Annotated in this window: 17 protein-coding genes and 1 riboswitch; of the genes, 7 read left to right on the top strand and 10 right to left on the bottom strand. The window is 45.1% G+C overall.

Annotated elements, in window-relative coordinates; translation table 11 throughout:
- Positions 1-51: 51 nt before the first annotated feature.
- Positions 52-2,013: a serine/threonine-protein kinase gene (locus Q5691_RS10515; RefSeq protein ID WP_333344770.1), complete on the bottom strand. Its 1,962-nt coding sequence runs from the start codon at positions 2,011-2,013 to the stop codon at positions 52-54.
- 267 nt (positions 2,014-2,280) lie between these two features.
- Positions 2,281-2,427: riboswitch (cobalamin riboswitch) on the top strand.
- Between the two features lie 22 nt (positions 2,428-2,449).
- Here Q5691_RS10515 and Q5691_RS10520 point away from each other — a divergent pair.
- The 5 genes from Q5691_RS10520 to Q5691_RS10540 all read left to right on the top strand — a co-directional run bounded on the left by Q5691_RS10520 (position 2,450) and on the right by Q5691_RS10540 (position 7,289).
- Positions 2,450-2,860: a DUF1636 domain-containing protein gene (locus tag Q5691_RS10520; RefSeq protein WP_333209911.1), complete on the top strand. Its 411-nt coding sequence runs from the start codon at positions 2,450-2,452 to the stop codon at positions 2,858-2,860.
- 368 nt (positions 2,861-3,228) lie between these two features.
- Positions 3,229-4,263, top strand: a complete 1,035-nt coding sequence (gene cobW, locus Q5691_RS10525) for a cobalamin biosynthesis protein CobW (RefSeq protein WP_333307437.1) — start codon at positions 3,229-3,231, stop codon at positions 4,261-4,263.
- 182 nt (positions 4,264-4,445) lie between these two features.
- Positions 4,446-5,417: a GTP-binding protein gene (locus Q5691_RS10530; protein WP_333209907.1), complete on the top strand. Its 972-nt coding sequence runs from the start codon at positions 4,446-4,448 to the stop codon at positions 5,415-5,417.
- A complete protein-coding gene (locus Q5691_RS10535) occupies positions 5,405-6,487 on the top strand; it encodes a WD40 repeat domain-containing protein (RefSeq protein ID WP_333344773.1) in 1,083 nt (360 codons plus the stop codon). Before Q5691_RS10530 ends, Q5691_RS10535 begins: the two co-directional genes overlap by 13 nt.
- Positions 6,488-6,608: 121 nt before the next feature.
- Entirely contained in the window at positions 6,609-7,289 is a 681-nt protein-coding gene (locus tag Q5691_RS10540; protein WP_333209904.1) for a CADD family putative folate metabolism protein, read from the top strand.
- Positions 7,290-7,576: 287 nt separating this feature from the next.
- Here Q5691_RS10540 and Q5691_RS10545 read toward each other — a convergent pair whose 3' ends face one another.
- The gene (locus Q5691_RS10545) at positions 7,577-8,416 is read right to left on the bottom strand and encodes a metal ABC transporter permease (RefSeq protein ID WP_333209902.1); all 840 of its coding nucleotides are present in this window, start codon (positions 8,414-8,416) and stop codon (positions 7,577-7,579) included.
- Between the two features lie 128 nt (positions 8,417-8,544).
- Positions 8,545-9,264 (bottom strand): metal ABC transporter ATP-binding protein, encoded by a 720-nt coding sequence (locus Q5691_RS10550; protein ID WP_333344775.1) that lies wholly within the window; start codon positions 9,262-9,264, stop codon positions 8,545-8,547.
- A 90-nt stretch (positions 9,265-9,354) separates the two neighbouring features.
- Between Q5691_RS10550 and Q5691_RS10555 the strand changes: the two genes are divergently transcribed.
- Positions 9,355-10,431, top strand: coding sequence for a metal ABC transporter solute-binding protein, Zn/Mn family (locus Q5691_RS10555; protein ID WP_333344777.1), 1,077 nt, complete (start codon positions 9,355-9,357; stop codon positions 10,429-10,431).
- Between the two features lie 117 nt (positions 10,432-10,548).
- On the opposite strand, the gene Q5691_RS10560 is transcribed toward Q5691_RS10555, so the two are convergent.
- Positions 10,549-10,809 carry a DUF7219 family protein gene (locus Q5691_RS10560; protein ID WP_006631574.1) on the bottom strand — a complete coding sequence of 87 codons (261 nt, stop codon included), beginning with the start codon at positions 10,807-10,809 and terminating at the stop codon, positions 10,549-10,551.
- 289 nt (positions 10,810-11,098) lie between these two features.
- Positions 11,099-11,266, bottom strand: a complete 168-nt coding sequence (locus tag Q5691_RS10565; RefSeq protein ID WP_333081421.1) for a metallothionein — start codon at positions 11,264-11,266, stop codon at positions 11,099-11,101.
- Between the two features lie 146 nt (positions 11,267-11,412).
- On the opposite strand from Q5691_RS10565, the gene Q5691_RS10570 reads away from it, so the two are divergent.
- The gene (locus tag Q5691_RS10570) at positions 11,413-11,823 is read left to right on the top strand and encodes a metalloregulator ArsR/SmtB family transcription factor (RefSeq protein WP_333344779.1); all 411 of its coding nucleotides are present in this window, start codon (positions 11,413-11,415) and stop codon (positions 11,821-11,823) included.
- Between the two features lie 114 nt (positions 11,824-11,937).
- Here Q5691_RS10570 and Q5691_RS10575 read toward each other — a convergent pair whose 3' ends face one another.
- From Q5691_RS10575 to Q5691_RS10595, 5 genes are all read right to left on the bottom strand, one after another.
- A complete protein-coding gene (locus Q5691_RS10575; protein ID WP_333209897.1) occupies positions 11,938-12,135 on the bottom strand; it encodes a heavy-metal-associated domain-containing protein in 198 nt (65 codons plus the stop codon).
- 173 nt (positions 12,136-12,308) lie between these two features.
- The gene (gene aroF, locus Q5691_RS10580) at positions 12,309-13,169 is read right to left on the bottom strand and encodes a 3-deoxy-7-phosphoheptulonate synthase (RefSeq protein WP_333307422.1); all 861 of its coding nucleotides are present in this window, start codon (positions 13,167-13,169) and stop codon (positions 12,309-12,311) included.
- Positions 13,170-13,494: 325 nt separating this feature from the next.
- A complete protein-coding gene (locus Q5691_RS10585; RefSeq protein ID WP_333307419.1) occupies positions 13,495-13,653 on the bottom strand; it encodes a hypothetical protein in 159 nt (52 codons plus the stop codon).
- Between the two features lie 85 nt (positions 13,654-13,738).
- Positions 13,739-15,874, bottom strand: a complete 2,136-nt coding sequence (locus Q5691_RS10590; protein WP_333344781.1) for a phosphodiester glycosidase family protein — start codon at positions 15,872-15,874, stop codon at positions 13,739-13,741.
- A 133-nt stretch (positions 15,875-16,007) separates the two neighbouring features.
- Complete coding sequence (locus tag Q5691_RS10595) at positions 16,008-21,500, bottom strand: AAA family ATPase (RefSeq protein ID WP_333344783.1); 5,493 nt, start codon at positions 21,498-21,500, stop codon at positions 16,008-16,010.
- Positions 21,501-21,807 lie beyond the last annotated feature (307 nt).

A 21,807-nucleotide genomic window follows, 5' to 3' on the forward strand; every position in this document is an offset into this window, starting at 1 on the left:
ATTTAAAATTTTTGAAAAATCCAAACAAAAGTTATTAGTAGGAACGGTTGATTATGGTTTAATCAAATATGGCTTGGATTTGCGGTAGGCAGCAATCATTCTGTTTCTTTTAAGAACAATCAAGTAAAGTAATGGAATAGCGGTGACGAGGAGAGGGGCAGTCGCACTTGCTGCTAAAACTAAAACTTTTAAGGGTTCGATCGATCCCATCTCATTTGCCACGCTTAAGTAGCGTTGAAATACGGCTCCTAAACTGATGTAAAATCCAGCGGTGAGAAATGCGATTGCTACAGCATCTTTCTTAAAAAAGCCTCTTTTTATCTGTTCGTAACTCCTGGCTTTAGCTAAGGTATAAACTACCTTAAAACAACCCAAATTAGTAACAAAGAGCACAAATGTCACTACTATACTCGTCGGTAAATAAAAGACACTCAAAAGTCCACAAGCTAGAAATGCCAGGATTGTCAAACTCCTACTCTTCTCAACACAACCTGAAGCACCAACTATAGCTGCAATCACCAAACAAAAAAGTAAAGCGATTTCTTGACCCGTACTATTACCAAAACTACTACCAATAACTGATAAAAAAGTAGTCGATGCCAGAAATATTGTTGTAATCCCTAAAGTGGCTCCTAAGACAGATTGAAACCCATTTGCAGTTTTATTTACTTTTGTATAGAGCGTCTTTTCTTTTTCTGTATAGAGCATCTTTTCTGCTGCTGCAAAACCCGAAAGTAGCACAGCTATTAACGTGAAAAACATCCCTCGATCCATCGGGTTGCTTAGCAGCCAACCGAGGCAGATAAACACAAACATAAAACTCCCTCTATCTTTAAACAAATATGGCATTTGCTTTGGTTCGGGAAGAGGAGCAGTTTTAACTTGAATCTCAATTTCATGGGTATTTGGATCGGAATTAACGTGGAGTATCATCTGGCGATGATAAGTTTTACTTGCTAGCAATTTGCTCGTATCTACCGTTATTTTGCACCTAACCTCATTGCCCTCAAATTTCTGCGGTTCAAAGGAGATGTAAGGGTGGTCGTAAGGAGTATGTGGCGGATCGTTCGGGTGCGGTGCAACTTCCCATCGACCGGCTAAAATTGTATCCGGAATAGGGTTGCTAACGGTAACGATTTGTGTTACTTTCTCTCCATATTCTGTGGCGATGAATTGAATGCGATCGCGCTCAATTCTCACTTTCGGCAAGCTGCTGACATCCAAAGATTCTAGCGCAGTTAAAGCATCTGCCGCCGATGGATATCTGTCTTGCAATCTCGGCGCTACCATCCTCTCCAGCCAATTCATCCAACCCTGCTGCAATGGTGGCACTAAATGCCGGAAATGAATGCCATAATTGGCATCAACTAAATTACCGACATCCGCAGATTTCGTACCACTTAACAAGCAAATTAGCGTTATCCCCAAGCCGTAAAGATCGGAGGCTTTTGTTAATTTCCTGTTAAACATTTGCTCCGGCGGCATGAATCCCATCGTACCTTTGACAACGCTGCTAGCCGCGATATTTCCACCTCCTAGCCGAGCAAAACCGAAGTCTACTAAATAAACATTGAGTTCGTCATCTATTAACAAGTTTTCTGGTTTAATGTCGCGGTGAATTATCGGCGGGTTCTGAGCTTGCAGGTCAACTAAAATCTCTAAAGTTTCGATCGCAACTTCTTTTATATCCGGCGGCGAAAAACTCCGCGCTACAGCAGATTCGGCATTTTTGTATTCCTGCACCATGCAGAAACCGCTGTCAGTTTGAAAAGAATCCAAATAGCGGGGAATGCCCGGGAAATCCAGTTTTTGCAAAACTTTAATTTCTTGTTCGTAAGCTTCGTATTCTGTCCAGCTAGCACCTAATTGGGCAAATTGAAATTGCTTAATTACAACTAATTTTTGAGTATTCGTATTTTTCGCTAAGTATGTAACTCGGCCGCCGAGACTGTTGTGTCCGAGTTCTTTTTCAATCTGATAGCCGTGAGTGGAAAAATCGGGGAAGGCGTTCATATAGTTTGTAGTAATGTTCTTGTGGGATGGGCTTCTAGCCCGTCATTAACCAGCAAGATGCCTGTTCCACAAACAGTGAATTTTTTGGGCAGGGGTTTCTATCCTGTCAGCAACAGGCAAGATGCCTGTTCCACAAAGAGTTATTTTTTTTGATGGGCTTCTATCCTGTCAGCAACAGGCAAGATGCCTGTTCCACAAAGAGTTATTTTTTTTGATGGATCGACATGACCAACATAACTTTTTTCCAAAAAGGCGGCAAGTGCGGTATGATGTGATTTCGCGATCGGTTCTAGCGGGGAGCAGCCGTTAGAGGAAACGGGGAAAGTTCGGTGCAAGTCCGGCGCTGTCCCGCAACTGTAATGAAACCCTTGTGGTTTCTCAAGTCAGAATGCCCGCCGATATCTAACTCACTTTTGAACGCATCTGCGAGGTACGGATGATGGATGGAATTAACACGGCTGTACGCACAAAGCACAATCTATTTGTTTGCACTGCTTGCGCTAGTGTTTGGAAAAACGGCAAGCGCGAAGGTAAAAGCGGCGGTCAACAATTTATGGAAAATTTGTCGCAACTCGCTAAAGATTGGGAGTTTTATGATAAGTTTGAGATTCAAGAGGTTGAGTGCATGAGTGCTTGCAGTCACTCTTGTGCGGTGTCTTTTGCTGCTGTTGGAAAGTACACTTATCTGTTTGGCGATTTACCAGCAAATGAGTCGGAAAGCGTCGAGGCGGTACTCGAATGCGCGGGTCAATACTATGCTAAACCGGACGGTTTGTTGCCTTGGTCGGAGCGTCCTCAAGCTCTGAAAAAAGGCGTTTTAGCAAAGATTCCACCGCTGGCAAATTAGAGCCTTTCTCGTTACCATGCTCTGCCCATTGGTGACTACTTAACGTCAAACCGATCGTCTCTCTTGTTTTTATCGAAATCTAGATCCCCCCTAACCCCCCTTAATAAGGGGGGGACAAGAAATATTCTCAAAGTCCCCCTTCTTAAGGGGGATTTAGGGGGATCTAGACTTCGCTTAAAAGCGACTTTTATTGTAGATTTCAGTCTTAAGTTGTCACCTACGATCTCGGTCTGGTAACACATATGCAGAGGCTCTGCCTCGTATTAAAAGCGCTCCTTTATTCCAGCGAGGCAGAGCCTCTAGATCAGTATTCCCAGGCAGAGCTTGGTCACGAGATATTTTATCACCAAATAAGCACAAAATTATCAATGCACAAAATTCCTGTTACTGTCATCACTGGTTTTCTTGGTAGCGGCAAAACTACCTTAATTCGCCACTTATTGCAAAATAATCAAGGTCGCCGCATTGCTGTTCTGGTTAACGAATTTGGCGAAATCGGAATTGACGGAGAACTGCTGCGCGATTGCCAAGTTTGCGACGAAGAAGAAAATGTTAGCAGCAATATTGTTGAACTAACAAATGGTTGTCTTTGCTGCACTGTTCAAGAGGAATTCTTGCCGACTATGCAGGAATTGTTGAAGCGCAGAGAACAAATTGATTGTATTTTAATTGAGACTTCTGGCCTCGCACTTCCTAAACCTTTAATTCAAGCTTTTCGCTGGCCGGAAATTCGCACGGGTGCTACAGTAGACGGTGTTGTTGCTGTTGTCGATTGCGAAGCTATTGCTAGCGGTTCTTTTGTCGGTGATATCGATGCTTTGATGGCACAGCGACAGGCTGATGATAGTTTAGATCACGAAACTCCGATCGAGGAATTGTTTGAAGACCAGTTAGCCTGTGCCGATATGGTACTTTTAACGAAGGTCGATCGCGTAGATGCGGAAACTCACAAGAAAGTCCAAAGCTGGTTGCAGCAAGAGTTGCGTCCGAGTGTGAAAATTGTGCCCTGCAAAGGTGGCGAAATTAACCCTGATGTGCTAATGGGATTTAATGCGGCGGTTGAGGATGATTTGGAGTCTCGTCCGAGTCACCACGACACTGAGGAGGAACACGAGCACGATGATGATATTAACTCGACTTACTTTATTGCCGATCGCGAATTTGAACCTGAAGCTTTGGTGAAAAAACTGCAATCCTTGATGCAGCAGGAGGAAATTTATCGGATTAAAGGGTTTGTGGCGGTTCCCAAGAAACCGATGAGGATGGTGTTACAAGGTGTGGGCTCGCGGATAGAATATTTTTACGATCGCCCTTGGCAACCTTCCGAACTCCGCCAAACCAAATTAGTGCTGATCGGTCGAGAGTTAGATCGCGATCGAATTGCAACTATGATTAACAATTAAGTTTCATCTGAGAGGGGCGGGTTTATCGATATTTTGAATTGCAGCAAATATTATTGGTAAAACTCACTCCTCCAAGCTCTCACGAACAATTTATTAACATTATTTAATATTGTGGTCACTGCCAGCAAGTCTGGTATAGAATAGTGATAATGGTTATCATTGTACAATAATCGAGGTCAAGTATGGTGAGTGCTGGGGCGATCGAATCAGTTCCTGTTACTGTTCTCACAGGCTATCTGGGTGCAGGCAAAACTACGCTACTGAACCGCATTTTAACACAGGAACATGGCAAAAAAGTTGCAGTCATCGTCAACGAATTTGGCGAAGTAGGCATCGACAACCAACTGATAATTGATGCCGACGAAGAAATTTTTGAGATGAACAACGGCTGCATTTGCTGTACAGTCCGAGGTGATTTAATTCGGATTATCGGTAACTTAATGAAGCGCCGCGACAAATTCGATCACATAGTCATCGAAACCACAGGTTTAGCCGACCCCGCACCCGTAATTCAAACATTTTTTGTAGACGAAGATATGCGGGAAAAATTGCTGCTAGACGCAGTTGTCACCGTAGTGGATGCCAAGCACATCTGGCAGCACTGGGATGCAGACGAAGCTCAAGAACAAATTGCCTTCGCTGATGTAGTTTTACTCAACAAAACAGATTTAGTGACTGACGAAGAATTGGTTGAATTAGAAAAGCGAATTCGCGCCATGAATGCAATGGCAAAAATTCACCGAACCCGCAATGCTGAATTACAAATGGATGCTTTGTTGGGCGTTAAAGCATTTGATTTGAACCGCGCATTAGAAATCGAACCCGACTTTTTGGGCGAGCACACTCACGAACACGACGAAACAGTTACCTCCGTAGCAATAGTAGAATCCGGCGCTATTGACCGCAACAAATTCAGCGATTGGATGGAGGAATTGTTGCGGACTCAAGGGCCAAATATCTTTCGGACAAAAGGAATTTTGAATGTCGCCGGAGACAACCAGCGATTTGTTTTCCAAGGAGTACACATGGTGTTCGATGGCCGGCCGGATAGGCCTTGGAAAGCCACCGAAACTCCGAAAAATGAACTCGTATTCATCGGCCGTAACTTAAACGAAAATCAATTGCGAGAGGATTTCCGTCGGTGTCTAGTTTAAAAAGTAGCGAACAAACCCTGGAATTTCACGCCAAAGCAATGCTGTCTGACTACGTAACTGCTGTTACTTGGTCGCCGGATGGTACAAGTTTAGCAGTCTGTTCTGCTGCGGGGGAAGTGATGCTGGCGGAAGTAGGGGAAGTTAATGAATTGTCCTTGCAAACACTACAAAGTGCCACGGGTAAGTCAGCCGATTGTTTTTCTTTTTCCCGCGACAGTCAATTCCTAGCTGCTGGCGGACAAGATGGAAAAGTGCGAATTTGGCGCGTTAATTCTGGGGAATTAATTGCTGATTTGGATAACCAGCGTGTCTGGGTTGATAAGTTAGCTTGGAGTCCCAACTGCAACCAGTTAGCTTTCAGTATGGGCCGCTACGTTCAAGTCTGGAATGCTGAGGATAATGTTGTTGAAGTAACGCTGAATTTCGAGTCATCATCTATCCTCGATTTAGCATGGCATCCGATGGTTCAATATCTGGCAGTTAGCGGCTATCAAGGCGTCAAAGTTTGGCATGGCGAAGACTGGGACGAAGACCCGGAAATTTTATCAGTACCCTCTGCAACCGGTGCAATTGCTTGGTCGCCACAAGGAGAATATTTAGCTTGTGGCAATATGGACAATACTCTCATTGTTAATGAATGGGGAAATTTTGAACCGTGGGTAATGCAGGGTTTTCCGGGGAAAGTTCGGGAGTTAGCTTGGTCGGATAAAACTAATTCTTTGGGTGCACCTTTGTTAGCTGCTTCGAGCTCTCAAGGCATTTCCGTCTGGGAAAGAGACGCTGATGAAAGTGTTGGTTGGGATTCTTGGGCGTTAGAGGTGCATGAAAATGTGGTAAATGCGATCGCCTTTCAACCTAGCACATTTTTATTAGCTTCCGCCGCCGCAGATGGTCAAGTTTGTTTGTGGGGGGAAGCAGAACAATTGCTGCAAATTCTAGAAGGTGCAGAGGGCGGTTTTTCCTGTCTCGCATGGCATCCCGAAGGTCAGTTTCTCGCCGCTGGCGGATGCGGTGGCGAATTGCTGGTTTGGTCAAAGTCTATGCGCGGCCAAGGCTTCGGGCGGCGCTAAGTTGGCATAACGGGCGCACCAGTTTGACCAAAACATAAAAATTGAAAACTTGGTCTTGACAAAATGCTAGATTACAATACCATTTTAGTGGCTGAACTATCCTCCAAGGCGATCAACAATTATGACCCAACAGCAATTTCTCGAACAACTCAACACTATTCTCGACCAAAACCACTTGCTGAAACACCCGTTCTACCAAATGTGGAACGAAGGTAAACTCGACCTCGCAATGCTGCAAGAGTACGCCAAAGAATATTATCTGCAAGTCCACAACTTCCCCACCTACGTCAGCGCTACGCACGCCGCCTGTGACGACATCAAAATTCGTCAGATGCTCCTCGAAAACCTGATAGAAGAAGAGAGAGGCGCTGCTAATCACCCTGAACTGTGGCTGCGCTTTGCCGAAGGTTTGGGTTTAGACAGAAATGCTGTTATCGATCACGAACACTTAGAAAAAACCAGCGAATCCGTTCGCATTCTCAAAGACTTAGCGCGCAGCGAATCGCCTGTCACAGGTTTAGCAGCCCTTTACGCTTACGAAGCGCAAATCCCCGAAGTTTCTACAACCAAAATCGCTGGTTTGAAGGAATTTTACGGCATCGATTCCGAATCTGCTTTGTCTTTCTTTAAAGTCCACGAAAAAGCCGACGAGTTCCACTCGGAAGCTACCCGCGAAGCGCTGTTAGAACTTTGCCAAACTGAAGAAGCAAAACAGGAAGCGCTGTTAGCAACTGAGAAAGCAACTTTTGCTATCAACTTACTGCTTGACGGCGTTTATGAAACCTATTGTCAAGCTAAGTAATCAGGCGTAAAAAACGCATAATTTGTAGCGGCGGGTGAGTGCCATTGCTGTCAACAAGCGCGTCAAACTTAGTACCAAGTCTAACGTCGTACCAAGTCTGCTGTTTGACTACTAGGCCCAGATCCCCCCCTAGCCCCCCTTCTTAAGGGGGGAACCGGAAAGGCTCTAAGTCCCCTTCGATTCGGGAAGAACCGCAAAGGATCAAAGTCCCCCTTTTTAAAGGGGATTTAGCGGGATAGAGACTCAGCTAAAAGCGATATTTATCAAGAGTTTTACACTTAATCGAATTATCCTGCTCTCTTTCTTGTCAAAATTCCTTGACTGGGACTGAATAGCAAAGCCCCTAAAAATAACCCAAAAATAACTAATACAATTGCCGCCCCAGACGGCATATTAAAATAATAGCTGAGATACATACCAGTCACGCTAGCTATAATCCCAATAATTGCTCCTAATCCCATCATTAAATGTAGCTCTTTTACCAACAAATACGCCGTAATTCCCGGTCCGATTAATAGCGAAATTACTAACAGCGCCCCCACAGTTTGCAAACTCGCAACAATCGTCAGCGTAATCGCCGAAATCATCCCCAAATAAATCCAGTTTACAGGTAAACCGGACGCTTGCGCCCCCAGAGGGTCAAAAGTATAGAATAGCAGTTCTTTGTAAAAGATTTTAACCGTCGCCAAAATTATCAAAGTTATCACCACAGTCTGCTGCACGTCCGTCGGTGCAACTGACAAGATATTCCCGAACAGAAACCCGTCTAAGTCTAATTTTGTTGTCCGCAATAAGCTAATCAAGGTGACGCTAATGGCTAAAAATGTAGATAAAATTAATGCCATGACTGCATCAATTTTTAGGCGCGATTGCGATTGAATCCACGCCATAATTACCGCGCTGATAATTCCCGATATAAAGGCGCCGATCGAAATATTGAAACCTAAAGAAAAAGCCACTGGCAATCCTGCTAATACTGAATGGGCTATCATGTCAACCATCATTCCCATTTGCTGTACAATTAAGTAGGAGCCGACAACGGCGCAGAGAATTCCTAGCAAAACGCCGACGGCGATCGCATTTCGCATGAACTCGAATTTTAGCGGCTCAATTAGTAGGTTTAACATTGAATTACGTCAATAATAGGATTTTTTCAACCACCTTCAATTGCACAGGCGTCCCGCCCGTGCCACTATCAATTGCACAGGCGTCCCGCCCGTGCCACTATCAATTTTAAAGATAAATCTTTTTTGGCTTACGCTGAAACTAAACTTAAATCGTATCCATAGGCTTTTTGAATATTGGCTGCGGTGAGCACTTCCCGGCAGGTACCACTTGCAATTAACTGCTTATTTAGCAATAATAAATTGTCGTACTGTTTTAAAGTTTCGCCTAAATCGTGGCTGATTACTAGCAATGTTTTATTTTCGGCCTTGAGCTCTGCAAAAATATTGAAAATAATTTCTTCAGTTGCTTTGTCGATCGCGTTAAAAGGTTCGTCGAAAAAAAATAAATCGGCTTGTTGGGCGATCGACCTTGCTAAGAAAATCCGCTGCTGCTGTCCGCCAGACAGTTCGCCAATTTGCCGATCGCGCAAATCCCACATTCCCACCCGCAGCAAAGCAGCTTTCACCAATTCTTGCGACTGCTTCGAGGGACTGCGAAACCAACCAGTCTGGACGGTTCGTGCCATCATTACCGCATTCCACACCGTAATCGGATAATCCCAGTCAATTTGCGATCGCTGCGGCACATAAGCCACCCGCGACAACTGTTCCTTCAGCAGCCGCCCCTGATATTTGACCAAACCGCGACAGGTGGGTATCAATCCCAGCATCGCTTTCACCATCGTGCTTTTCCCCGCGCCGTTGGGGCCGAACACACCGGTTAATTGTCCGGGATCTAACTGGAAATTCACGCTGTTGAGGGCAGAGATTCCTCGATAATTAACAGCTAAGTCTTGCACTTCTAACATAATTCAAAATTTTGAGAACGATTCTTGTTCGTAGCTACTACAATAGGATAACTCGAAAAAGCAATAATGATTATCGTTCCAAAGGTGAAAATGTTAAAGAACTGGGCTGGAAAAAGTGGCAGATTGTGCGGTGCGGCTGTTTTGGCAATTGGCTGCGGGCTGGTTGGGTGCACTGGAGGACAGAACGCCAGCAATGGAGTGCCAGAGAGTCCGGCCGCGACTCAAACTCAAGCCAGTCCCGCCGCCAACTTGCCCAAAGTCGTGGCTACGACTGGCGTTATCTGCAACCTAACTAAAGAAATCGCTCAAAGTTCGATCGACACTACCTGTCTAATCAAGCCGGGAGACGACCCCCACGCCTATCAAACCAAACCGGAAGACCGCAAAGCGATTGAAACAGCAAATCTGATTTTATACGGCGGCTACAACCACGAACCCAGCATCATTAAGTTAATTCAATCCAGCAGTAATTCCGCGCCCAAAATCGCCGTCCACGAACTCGCCGTTCCCAAACCGCTGATGGGCAAAGACGAGCACGAACACGGCGAAGAGAAAGGGGAAAACCAATCTCATGCAGAAGGCGAAAAAGTCCCTGATCCTCACGTTTGGCATAACCCTCAAAATGGCATCCGTATGGTAGAAACAATTCGCGATGAATTGATCAAAGTTTCCCCCAACAATGCTCAAATTTATACAAAAAATGCAGTCAGCTTAACAGATGAGTTGCAAAAAATAGATACTTGGATTAAAGCTCAAATTGCGACTATTCCAGCCCAAAAACGCAAGTTAGTAACAACTCACGATGCTCTGAGTTACTATGCCGATGCTTACGGTTTAGAGATGGCTGGAGCTTTGCAGGGTGTGACGACAGAGGAACAGCCCACCGCCGCAAGAATTGCCGAATTGTCCTCAGAAATTAAGACCGCAGGAGTGCCGACAATTTTTGCCGAAACTACAACTAATCCGAAGTTGATGGAGACTGTGGCGAGGGAGGCAAATGTCAAAATTTGGGACAAAGAACTTTACAGCGACGAGTTGGGCGGCCCGGGCACCGGTGCTGATACATATCAGGGAATGCTGAAAACTAATACTTGCGCGATTATTTCTGGCCTCGGCGGTAATTGTACTTCCTTTGCCGGAGAAACTGCACCAACTCCCAAACCATAGAATTTTCTAAAGTTCGCCTACTACCAAGCACCTTACATTTAATGGGTACGCAGCAAAATGCAGCGCTCGCAATCGCAGGGGTTTTCGATTGCCAACGCTGCGTTGGCTGCGATGACTTTAAGGTGAATTTTGCTCCTCGGTACTGGGGGGTTTTTGACCAATTCCCAATTGCTTCTTAGAGGATTTTAAGTCTTTCCAAAGCATCTTAATATCTTTATAGGCTTTCTCAGCACTAATTTTCCCCCCTGTTTCCAGCGAGCAAATATAAGTTATTTTTTGAGCAAACTCCTGCAAGTTGGCATTAAACGCCAAGTTTTCTGGCGTGAAATCACCGTAGTAGCGATTGCGAGGATGTAAAAAATCTTCCCGCTCTTTCATTGCCCCCTCCTAATTAAACTTTTGGTATTCAACTTGTGGTTCGGTCTCTGCTGTTAATAGCACTATTTGTACTCAGTATCGCGGCGCTAACTTGCTTCTATTGTATTGCGTAAGTAGCAATTGTGCTTTTTCGCTCTGTATTTAGTCTATTAATACAGTCTTAACCTTAAGTTAGCTTTATTTTAACTTTTCTTTAACCTAAAAGCAAAAAAAATGGGAAATGCGCGGTTCGCATCTCCCTAAAGATAGATTTGGCAGTTGGTAATTAACCTTTTGTGAAGCCGAATATTTATTTGTGGCACTCGCAGCCGGTGTGGCCACAGCCTTGGCCGTTGGGGTGTCCGTCAGCGCAAGCACTGGAACAGTATGTTTTGCCGTCTTTTTCAATGGCTTCGCTGGGGCTGACAACGCACGAGCATGAAGGACAGGCACATTTTGTTTGGGTGGCAGTAGTCATTTTACATTCTCCTGGTGGGGTTGTTTGTCTATACTAATATATGAACACATATTCAGATATAAGTCAAGGGAGTGTAAAAGTTTTGTTACAAAAGCTTTGCCGATCGCACTAAAATGAAAATGAGAATTAAAATTAGCCGGGAAAAGATGTCACCCAACTCTGCTGTTAATGGAGCGATAAGTCAGCCTCACCAAGAAAACGATACACCAATGTGCGATCGACCGCACCTAGTTGACAGTGTACGGGCCGGGGACATCCAAACACAAGTTCTCAACACCGCAAAAGCGCAGCGGATGGCTGAGTTTTTCAGTCTTTTGGGAGATGCGAATCGCCTGCGGCTGCTGTCGGTTTTGGCAAAACAAGAACTGTGCGTGTGTGACTTAGCTGCAGCGTTGAGTATGAGTGAGTCAGCAGTATCGCATCAGTTGCGGGCATTGCGGGCGATGCGGTTGGTAAGTTACCGCAAGGTTGGGAGACAAGTTTTTTATAGTTTACTCGATCGCCACGTTTTTGAACTTTACCAAGCCGTCGCCGACCACTTAGACGAAGCAGATTAAGCTTTTGGGCATTGGGCATTGGTAATGGATTTAAAATTCTCTAGGGGCGGCTTTTACCAATTATTTTGGTTTAAGACCACTAATCTCGTAAATCCGCCCCCACCCAACTAGATATTAATCTTGGACGGTGTGGCCTGTAGCAACAACCGCCTGTTTAATTGACTCTTCCGAAGCTTGAGCTTCTACTGTAACAGTCTTAGCTGCGACATCCACATTGACAGTAGCATCGGATTCAACAGTTTTGATGGCTTTGGTAATTGTATCACCGCAGCCAGAGCAGACGATCGAGGGAACGTTAAGTAGTATTGCCATAATTAAGCAAATTTTCGTAGATGACAGTATTATTTTTTATTTTAATCTAAATTCGTGAAACACGCGCTTTCCCCGATTTCGGCAGGGGTTTAAACCCCTGCCTCAAAGCTCAATTCGGTTAAAACCGACTGTAGAGTTTGACGTTAAAAGTTATAGATTATTTCCCACTAATATCACTTCAAACTTAATACCTGTGAATGCACATTAATTTCGGGTATGCACCGGCCAACGGCGGCGGCTACAGGGCGCAAACTCGCAACTAAATCTACCATATCTGGTAAAGAAAGAGCTTGCCGCGCATCAGAAACCGATTTTTCCGGTTGCGGGTGACACTCGATAATTAATCCGTCTGCACCGCAAGCAACCGCTGCTTTGGCTAGTGGTGCGACTAATTCTCGCTTGCCGACGGCGTGAGAAGGGTCTACAATTACTGGCAAATGAGTTAACTGTTTCAGCGCTGCGACTGCACCCAAATCTAATACATTCCGGGTGTAATTGTCGAAGCTGCGGATGCCTCTTTCGCAGAGAACTACATGAGGATTTCCGTGACTGAGAATGTATTCGGCGGCCATCACAAATTCTTCGATTGTGGCTGACAAACCGCGTTTTAGCAGGACTGGTTTTCCGGCTTGACCGATCGCCTTTAGTAACTCGAAGTTTTGCATATTCCGACTGCCTAATTGCAGCATATCAGCATAGGTGACAACTGGCTCGATTTGGGCGATCGACATTACCTCTGTCACCACGGGCAAACCGTAGCGCCGGCTGACATCAGCTAAAATTTCCAGTCCCTCAATTCCCATCCCTTGGAAAGCATAGGGAGAAGTGCGGGGTTTGTAGACTCCGCCTCGCAAAGCTTGCACGGATGCGGCGGATAGTTGGCGGGCGACTGTTTCCATTTGTGCGGAACTTTCTACGGTACAGGGGCCACCGATGATTAATAATTCTGTGCCCCCGACTGAGACAGTTTCTGAGATTTTGACAATTGTTTGGTGTTCGGGATGAGATTTAGTGACGAGTTTGGCTTCTAACATGAGGGTATTTTCCAGGAAAATTAAGTGGGTGGTTGACAACAAAAAACCCGGAACTTTTAAGAGTTCCGGGTTCGTGCGAAAAGACAGCGCGACAATTTACCCAGAACTCTTGTTGGGCCAAAAATAAAAGCTGTTGTACCAGTTACTGAATAATGTCATTGCTGTTTTCGCTTGTACTCGATTGGTTGTTGGGAAAAAAACTAGAAAAAACAAAACCGCAGGTGTTAATCTGCGGTTCGCCCGGATGTTCACAGTGAATTACCAATTCACTCCGGGCGAACTTGGCTGTACCAAAAATAAAAATAGCTGTTGGCTGTGAACATAGCTAAAGTGCTGCGATTTGTGGATTAAACACCATACTATTCGACAAGCTAGCACAGGGAGACTGGGATGTCAAGTTATTTTTGGCAAAAGATTTGTAGATGCCGCGGCGGTTGGAAACCGCGGCTACAAAGACGAAACCTGCCTCCGCAGGTTGGGACATTCACATTTACCAGTCCACGTAGGTGGACTTTGTTTGTGTAGTAACGGTTTCTAACCGCCGAAAATTAATGTCGAAGATTAACTACTTATGGTTGAATGAAAATACCGATCGCATTATGAACTCTCGCAGCAGTTGACGGAGGTCGATCGAGCAAACTACCTCCCAAATACAAACCCGTCGAACTTCCCCCATCCAAATTTAAAGCATCCACAGCACCCATTTGCTGCAAAATCTGCGCCAGTTCTGCGAAATTTGGCCCCGCCCCGCCCGCGCGATTGTGCACCGCTACAATCAGCAAATTCCCCGCAGCATTTCGCCCGATCGCACTTCTAATTGCTGTCTGTCTAACAAACGCATCGCTAAACCCTTCCGCCCTAGCATCCAGCACAACTTGACTGTTTTGTACCAACACCGGCCCGCCGCCGATAATGTAAGGAAAACGGTTGAAATCAGCAGGAAAAGTGTTAGTTTCCAAACGCAATAAAGTGCCGATAGAGAGTTCAGATGCCGGGAACAAATCGGCACGCAAAACCAAAATATAACCGTTAGCTGGAATGGAAAAAGTTGTTGTTCCCACCGCACCTCCGGGGGATTGGCTGACAACTCTATCGCCCGCAACTGTCACAACTATTTCATTGCCAGACAACGGAGTATAAGTTGTGCCCCAATCAGAATTGTAGCGACCGATTCCCGGTTGTACGTAGGCACTATTGAGGTGAGAAACAGGCAAAAATTGATTGGCCGTAGTGATCACAGTTTCTTGCAGAGTTAAACGATCGATCGCAAATTCTCCCCGATCATTCCAGGCGATCGCCCCCCGGTTCAAAATCGGCCCGGAAAGCCATTTATTGTCCCGCCGAATTGCCCCTAAAGCTAAGCGATTAATTCGATTGAAAAAACCTGCATTAATTGCCGCAGCCGCACCCGACGCTTCTGCTGTTTGCAATAAAGGTGCAGTGCCTTGATCAGCAGGCGGATTGCTGAGAATTGGTCGAATTTTTACACCAGCTTGACGGGGATTAACTTCTAACCAAACTACCGGAAAACGAGCATTACCTAAATTTTGATACTGCTGTCGCCACTGCACACCGGGCGCCCAAACAATGTTTTTTTCTAGTAACGAATCTGGCCGAATATCGATTACTAATCGATTGGGATTTCCCAGACTGAAAACTTGCGGCCGCCAACCTAAAGGAATCGTGACTTTGACTTTGGTTTGAACGCCGTCAGGTTCGACTTTTAGTGATAGCAATTGTTTGCTGGTTGAGAAAGTCTGCTGAATTATGGCGGGTGCGGCTTTGGCATCGATCGCGATCGACCATTCTTGACCGGCGATCGGCGCTGCGGGCGTTATTGGCAGCGGGAGAGCGGGTTTGGTCGGGTCGTCTGGTGTTTCGAGGTTTGGCGCTGTGCGGAGGTTTGGCAGTGGGATAGCGGGCTTTGTGGGGTCGTCCGGGGGGTTGGGTGTGGGTGTCGGCGACGGGATTGGTTTATTGACAAAGTTGATTTGCCAGGGGGCGGGTCGATCGAGATCTACTACAATGCGATCGCCCGATTCTATTTCTGCTTGCCGAATTCCGGTAACACTTGCACTTTGAGAAGTAATTTTTAGAATATTCCCATCAGCAGATATCTCCCAGCCCGCAAGTCTAGCAAAATCGGTAACATCTAAGTAACGATACGGGCCTGTTGCCCGCGCTGCTAAGCTTTGAGCGCCGGTTAAAGATACCGAAAACCACTGCACCGGTTGTTTGGCACTGTCGGCGCTGCTAAGCAAATCCACTCCCGCACTTTGCATCAATCCAACATCAGCAATCCAAGTTCGGAAATTCCCAGAAGTGCTGTTTGCCGGCTGCTGAGTCCAAGTTAGGGGGAGAATGCGGCCGTTTAGAGACACTTGGCTGCCTTGTCTAATTATCGAAGATGGCGGTACAGATTGAGCCAAAAACTTATAGTCCGACAGGGGTTTCCACCCCTGTCTCATAACTGAAGTTCTCTCAAGAGAACTATCGGTGAATATTTCAGTCGGTTTTAACCGACTTTCGCTATCAGCCAGGGAATTCATTCCCTGGCGGGCTCTCGAAGCATAATAAATCAACCCAGCCCTCTCCCCCTCTTGTGCTCTGGCGGGTTGATTCCACACTAAAGACGGGACGATCGCCAGTACGGGTAAAATCGAGACTGACAATATTAGACGCCAATAGAAAAAATTACGTTTCACAGCTTACAACTCACAATTTCACTTCTAAACGCATGGGGATTTAGAAACCCGGAAGATCCGTATGTTTCTTCTTACTAAATCCGATATTTTTAGCCGATCGCACTAATTGCCCTCAAGCCCTACTACAAAAGGCTCACCCCGGAATAGAAATCACCAGCTCCGAACCCTCCCCCAAAGAAGAATTCACCAGTAACGTACCTCCATGTTTTTCTACAACAATTTGATGGGCTATCGACAATCCTAATCCAGTTCCTTGACCCACAGCCTTGGTTGTAAATAAGTGGTTAAAGATGTTTTCCTTGACTTCGGGCGACATCCCCACTCCATTATCTTTAATGCGAATCACAACCTGATTATTGTCTTCGCTCAGAGCTGTTTGAACTGTGATTTGATTAGGTAGGGTTTTAATTTCACTAAAACTCCGCCCCTTATTGGACTCCTCCAGAGCGTCAATAGCATTAGCCAGCACATTCATAAATACCTGGTTTAACTGTCCCGGAAAGCATTTCACTAGGGGCAAGTTACCATACTCTCTCACAATTTCAATGGCAGGGCGAAACTCGCTGGCTTTTAAACGGTGCTTGAGAATTAGCAGAGTGCTCTCCAGTCCATCGTGAATATTGAAAGCAACTGGTCGATCGCTATCTGCCCTGGAAAACGTTCTCAAACTCGTACTGATATTGCGGATGCGATCGACTCCTTCCTGCATCGAACCAATCAATTTGGGCAAATCTTCTCGCAAATACTCCAAGTCGATATCCTCTATTTCTGCTTCAATTTCCACTCCCGGATTGGGAAATTTTTCTTGATACAAATCAATCAAATTGAATAAATCCCCCACGTATTCTTGAGCGGGTTGCAAATTGCCTGCTATAAAGCCTACGGGATTGTTAATTTCGTGGGCTACACCTGCGACTAAATTTCCCAGAGCCGACATTTTTTCACCCTGCACCAATTGCAGTTGCATCTGTTTGAGATCCTGGATAGACTGCTCCAGTTTTTGAGCATAATCCTGAGATTGTTGATAAAGCTGTTGAGATTGCTGATACAAGCGGGCGTTCTCCAGCGAGATGGCAGCTTGGGAGCAGAGGATGTTGAGGAGGGCCACGCGATCGTGAGTGAATGCCCCTGTCGTCAGATTATTTTCCAAATACAGAATTGCCATCATTTTGCCTTGATGGATAATCGGACTACAGAGGATGCTCTTAGGTTGCTGCTGCTGTATATACGGGTCAGAAGTAAATATTAATTCAGTTTTGACATCATCGAAAACTAGGGTTTTCTTGGTGCGTTTGACGTAATTAATCACAGTCTGGGGAATAGATTCGCTCTTCTCGATCCCAATAGTTTCTTGCAGAAGACAGCCTTGGCGATCGCTACAGTGGACGGCGATTGTCCAGTTGTCCTCTTCTTTCAAAATTAATACTCCTGTTTGAGCGCCTGCATTCTGAATCGCTACTTCCATAAGGGTAGTGAGCAATTGTTCCAGCTTAATTTCGCTAGACAGAGCTTGATAAGCTTTGATAACAGTTGGTAAATCTATTACTGCGGTGCTCGTACTTCCAGCAATTGTTTGGCGATGACTAGAAATCAATGAAGTCTCATGGGAGGTAGTAGCTTCCTCGAATGAACGAGCATTTTCCTGTTTGAAGATAGGAGCGAGAAGTTCGGGATAGCGTTGCTCTAGATCGTCGATTTTTGCTTTCGCTCCCCAACGAGCATAAGCATAGTAAGCATCTATTAGATATACCTGACCAACTTTTTCTTTCCCCCATGCCAGGTAGAATTTAGCAGCCAATTCATGCGCCAGAGCCTCTTCGTTGAGATAATCGTTTTCTTTAGCAAGAAAAATGGCGCGATCGTAACTCTCCATCGCCTGCACATATTCACCCAGCACTCGGAACCGTTCGGCTTCCACTAGATAACATTTGTGCGAGAAATTCATGGGAGCGTGATGTGCCCATTTATGAAGGGTTTCCTGGTTGCTTCTCACTTTTTGCAGATGTTCTTCTTTCTCTTCCGATGAACCCCCATCCCTACACACTCCCAGCCGTGCTAGAGAGTCATAAAAGTAGAACATCGGCACATTGAGCATACCCGTCACCGCGTCTAAATACTGTTCGGCTTGCCGAGCATTTTCTAAAGCTTGCTCGGTTTCTCCAAACAGGTAACACACAAGCAGTTTATGGAAATAAAAATAGTGGAGTCCGTTGCGATCGTTTGCTTGGATGTGAAATGGGAGCATTGTTTGTTCATTGTAGGCATCTCCCACAAATTGACAGGGATTTTCCGATCGCCCCAGCAGATTTAATAAAGCCTGATGAACGATTTGAGTATAATTTAACGCTGCTTCTTGTTTAAATTGAACCAGCGCATTGCAGTAGGTCGCTACCTCCTCTTCGAGCCCCGCAATGTCCCGACCGATTAAATATGAATATTGAGAAATTTCTTTGGCTGAATATCCTAATTCTAGCTCTCCTGTTTCCAGTCCTCTGGCGTAACCCTCTTTTAAAAGAGGGATGGTTTCTTTAACATGATGTTTACCATGTATGATGTGAACGCCGACTGTATAATAGACTTTGGTTTTGAGGTAATTAGCATTAAATAAATCAACAATATTTAACGCCAATTGCCCAAATTCAAACCCAGTTTCAATGTCTTGAAGTACACCGCTTAATACCAATCCATACAAGCCGTAAGCAAAAGCAGATAAGGGAGCATTCCCATAACTAACCGACAACTGAACCATTTCGACAATAACCAGTGGCAGGAGAAGTGGAGCAGTGATGTAGGCTGGAGAAACTATAGCTGATAAAATTCGCAAGGCTGCTTGCTTTTGGAGATTTTCCATTTCTGGCAAATCTATAAAGTCTGCAATTTTTTTCCCAGCAAAAAGTGATGCGGTTTGTTCTAGTCCCTGCTGGATATCTGCCGGTGTTGGATTTTCTGGAAAGCAGATTCCCAAGAGTTTGAGAACTGCTAACCCCATTTCAACTGCTTGTTGAGGTTTGACTTGCGCCGTACAAGCAGATAGCTCGATTTCATAAACTTTCACCTTATCCAGCAGCGTTCTGGCATTGTGCAGGACTAAAGCTGCTAATTCCTCCATGTCCTGAAAATCATAGCTCAGGTATGCGGTTTCTGCCCCTAATACGTGCAGTTCGAGAACTGTTTCATAGTGAGTGTGCCAGCTATCGGGAGCTAGAATTTGCCTGCCAAAACTTAAATATTTGCGGGCTGCAGCATAAGCAGTAGAATTCTTCGCCTTGCGTCCAGCGATTAAATTCAACTCAGCCAGTTGGTAACGCTCGGTTGACTCGGTAATTAAATCAACACCATAATTCAACTGGTTGACTATATTAAAAATTTTCTCTTCCCTTTCTGTTGTGGGAGTATTAATCAACAAAAGTTGACCAATATTGAGGTGAGTGGATTGTTTCTGGGATTCGGGAATCAAAACGTAAGCTGCTTGCTGTACGCGATCGTGCAGAAATTTGTAATAACAGGATTCTGGATTCTGGAACCACGAGTCAGAAGTATCGCTTTCTTCTTCTGAATTCTGATTTGTGAATTCCAACTCCTCTGAAGTGAAAAACTTATAAACTTCAGTTAGTGGGAGAATCAACCCTGCTTGCAAAGCTGGCCACAAGTTGGCTGCCGTATCTGAAGAAGATTTTTCACACACTACCGCCAGCGTTTCTATATCAAATTCGTTGCCAATACAGGCAGCTAACTTTAAAACTTCTTGAGTCTGGACTGGCAACTTTTGCAGTTGAATCGCCATGAACTCGACAACATCATCAGTCAGGGCTAAGGTTCGCACAGTCGCGATATCGCACTGCCAATACCGCTCATCAAAATTAAAGGTAATTAGCCCATCTTCATGCAATGATTTGAGGAATTGTGTGCTGAAAAATGGATTGCCTTGGGTTTTTTGATCGACCAGTTCTGTTAAGGGCATAGCCAACGCTCTAGAACAAACTAAAGTATCGGCAATCAAACAATTCAAATTGACGCAATCCAGCGGCGTGAGGGTAATGGTGTTGACTGTAGCTCCCGTCTGTTGAATTTCGGATAATGTCAGTAATAAAGGGTGTACGGGACTGACTTCGTTATCTCGATACGCTCCAATTAATAAGAGATAGTGCCGATCGCGATCGCTCATCAGAAGTTGAATCAACTTCAATGAGGCTGAGTCGGCCCATTGCAAGTCGTCTAAGAAGATGACGAGGGGATGTTCTTGGGTGGCGAAGAGTTGAATGAAGTTCTCTAATAACCGATTGAAGCGATTTTGGGCAGCACTGCCCGAAAGTTCTGGTGCGGGTGGTTGCTCTCCGATAATCCGCTCTAGTTCGGGAATTACCTCAACAATTACCTGAGCATTCTCGCCCAATGCTGCTAGGATTTGAGTCTTCCACTGTTCAACTTTAGCATCTGTTTCGCTCAGCAATTGGTTCATTAAATCGCGAAAAGCTTGTACAAAAGCTGAGAAGGGTTGGCTGCGCCCAAATTGGTCGAATTTGCCTTTGATGAAGTAACCTCTAGCTGCGACAATCGGTTTGTGAACTTCGTTGACAACAGCGGTTTTGCCAATGCCTGAGAAGCCAGCCACCAGCATCATTTCCGCGCTTCCTGCACTCACGCGATCGAAGGCTGCTAGTAGGGAGAATACTTCGTTCTCTCTACCGTATAATTTTTCGGGAATGATGAAGCGATCGCACAAATCTCGCGTTCCCAATTTAAAGGAAGTAATTTGACCTGTATCTTCCCATTCGTACAAACAAGTTTCCAAATCAAACTTGAGTCCGATCGCACTTTGATACCTATCTTCAGCATTCTTCGCCATCAGTTTGCTAACAATTTCAGACAGCACCAATGGAACGTTATTGTTGAGGTGATGAACTGGGATAGGCTGCTTGGCAAGGTGACAGTGTACTAACTCGATCGGATCTTCGCTTTGGAAAGGCAACTGTCGCGTCAGCAGTTCGTAGAATGTGACTCCCAGAGAGTAGAAATCCGTGCGGTAGTCAATGCCTCGGTTCATTCGCCCAGTTTGTTCGGGAGATATGTAAGGTAAAGTGCCTTCGAGGAGGTTGGGATTTTGAATTTCTTGGGTTTGGCGCGGCAACAGGGAAGCGATGCTGAAGTCAATCAGCTTAACTTGTTTGCTGACAGGGTTAATTAGAATGTTGGCAGGTTTGAGGTCTTTATGGATGATGTGGTGGCGATAAAGTCCGTCAAGCGAGTTGGAAATTTGAATTGCAATGGGAAGAAACTCGTTAATGGGCAAGCCTTCCAGAGGTTCCTTGCTGGCGAATACCAGACTAGCGAGGTAACTACTTAAGGAAATTCCCCCAAAGTCTTCCATCACCAGACCATAGTGGTTATGGTAAGTCTCCAGGCTGTATGCCTTGACAGTGCCGGGGATCTCTAAGTTTTTAGTAATGACAAACTGATTGCGGAAGTGAACCAGTTCGTTGAAGCGGGGAAAGTCATTTCGCAGCAGTTTGATCACGACGGGCTGCTGATCTGAAGACCGACGGCCACGATAAACTAGAGTTCGATTGCCTGCGTATATTTGCTCGTTGATTTGATATCCTCGAAAAATATTTGTTATGCTAGCCATACCTACCTACCTACTCCTACTGCTTCTGTCAAGCCTGAAGCTTTTTAGAGTTACTATCTACTATTTTCGCTCTATCGGCTGTGCTATTGATTAACTATATTTAGTTTAATCTACTTTGTCGCTCAAATTATGAAAGCGCTTTTTTAAAGCCAGACTTAATATTTTGGTTGTTTTTGGTTGTATACTTTTTTTGAGATAGCGTTGACCTAAAATTACTTTAGCTTTTGGCTGATTTTCTGAGTCATTAACACGCATTGATACAAGTGTGCGGGGTTAATTTAAGCCAACCTCTTCCTTACGAAAAAAG

This window comes from Microcoleus sp. w1-18aA5 (assembly GCF_036701705.1).
In the GTDB taxonomy this organism is placed as follows: domain Bacteria; phylum Cyanobacteriota; class Cyanobacteriia; order Cyanobacteriales; family Microcoleaceae; genus Microcoleus.

Coding starts and splice junctions, on each gene's coding strand:
- Q5691_RS10520 (WP_333209911.1), top strand. CDS start 2,450: ATGATGGATGGAATTAACACGGCTGTACGCACAAAGCACAATCTATTT.
- Q5691_RS10560 (WP_006631574.1), bottom strand. CDS start 10,809: ATGAAAGAGCGGGAAGATTTTTTACATCCTCGCAATCGCTACTACGGT.
- Q5691_RS10585 (WP_333307419.1), bottom strand. CDS start 13,653: ATGTCCCAACCTGCGGAGGCAGGTTTCGTCTTTGTAGCCGCGGTTTCC.
- Q5691_RS10515 (WP_333344770.1), bottom strand. CDS start 2,013: ATGAACGCCTTCCCCGATTTTTCCACTCACGGCTATCAGATTGAAAAA.
- Q5691_RS10530 (WP_333209907.1), top strand. CDS start 4,446: ATGGTGAGTGCTGGGGCGATCGAATCAGTTCCTGTTACTGTTCTCACA.
- Q5691_RS10550 (WP_333344775.1), bottom strand. CDS start 9,264: ATGTTAGAAGTGCAAGACTTAGCTGTTAATTATCGAGGAATCTCTGCC.
- Q5691_RS10540 (WP_333209904.1), top strand. CDS start 6,609: ATGACCCAACAGCAATTTCTCGAACAACTCAACACTATTCTCGACCAA.
- Q5691_RS10545 (WP_333209902.1), bottom strand. CDS start 8,416: ATGTTAAACCTACTAATTGAGCCGCTAAAATTCGAGTTCATGCGAAAT.
- Q5691_RS10555 (WP_333344777.1), top strand. CDS start 9,355: ATGTTAAAGAACTGGGCTGGAAAAAGTGGCAGATTGTGCGGTGCGGCT.
- cobW (WP_333307437.1), top strand. CDS start 3,229: ATGCACAAAATTCCTGTTACTGTCATCACTGGTTTTCTTGGTAGCGGC.
- Q5691_RS10570 (WP_333344779.1), top strand. CDS start 11,413: ATGTCACCCAACTCTGCTGTTAATGGAGCGATAAGTCAGCCTCACCAA.
- Q5691_RS10565 (WP_333081421.1), bottom strand. CDS start 11,266: ATGACTACTGCCACCCAAACAAAATGTGCCTGTCCTTCATGCTCGTGC.
- Q5691_RS10575 (WP_333209897.1), bottom strand. CDS start 12,135: ATGGCAATACTACTTAACGTTCCCTCGATCGTCTGCTCTGGCTGCGGT.
- Q5691_RS10595 (WP_333344783.1), bottom strand. CDS start 21,500: ATGGCTAGCATAACAAATATTTTTCGAGGATATCAAATCAACGAGCAA.
- aroF (WP_333307422.1), bottom strand. CDS start 13,169: ATGTTAGAAGCCAAACTCGTCACTAAATCTCATCCCGAACACCAAACA.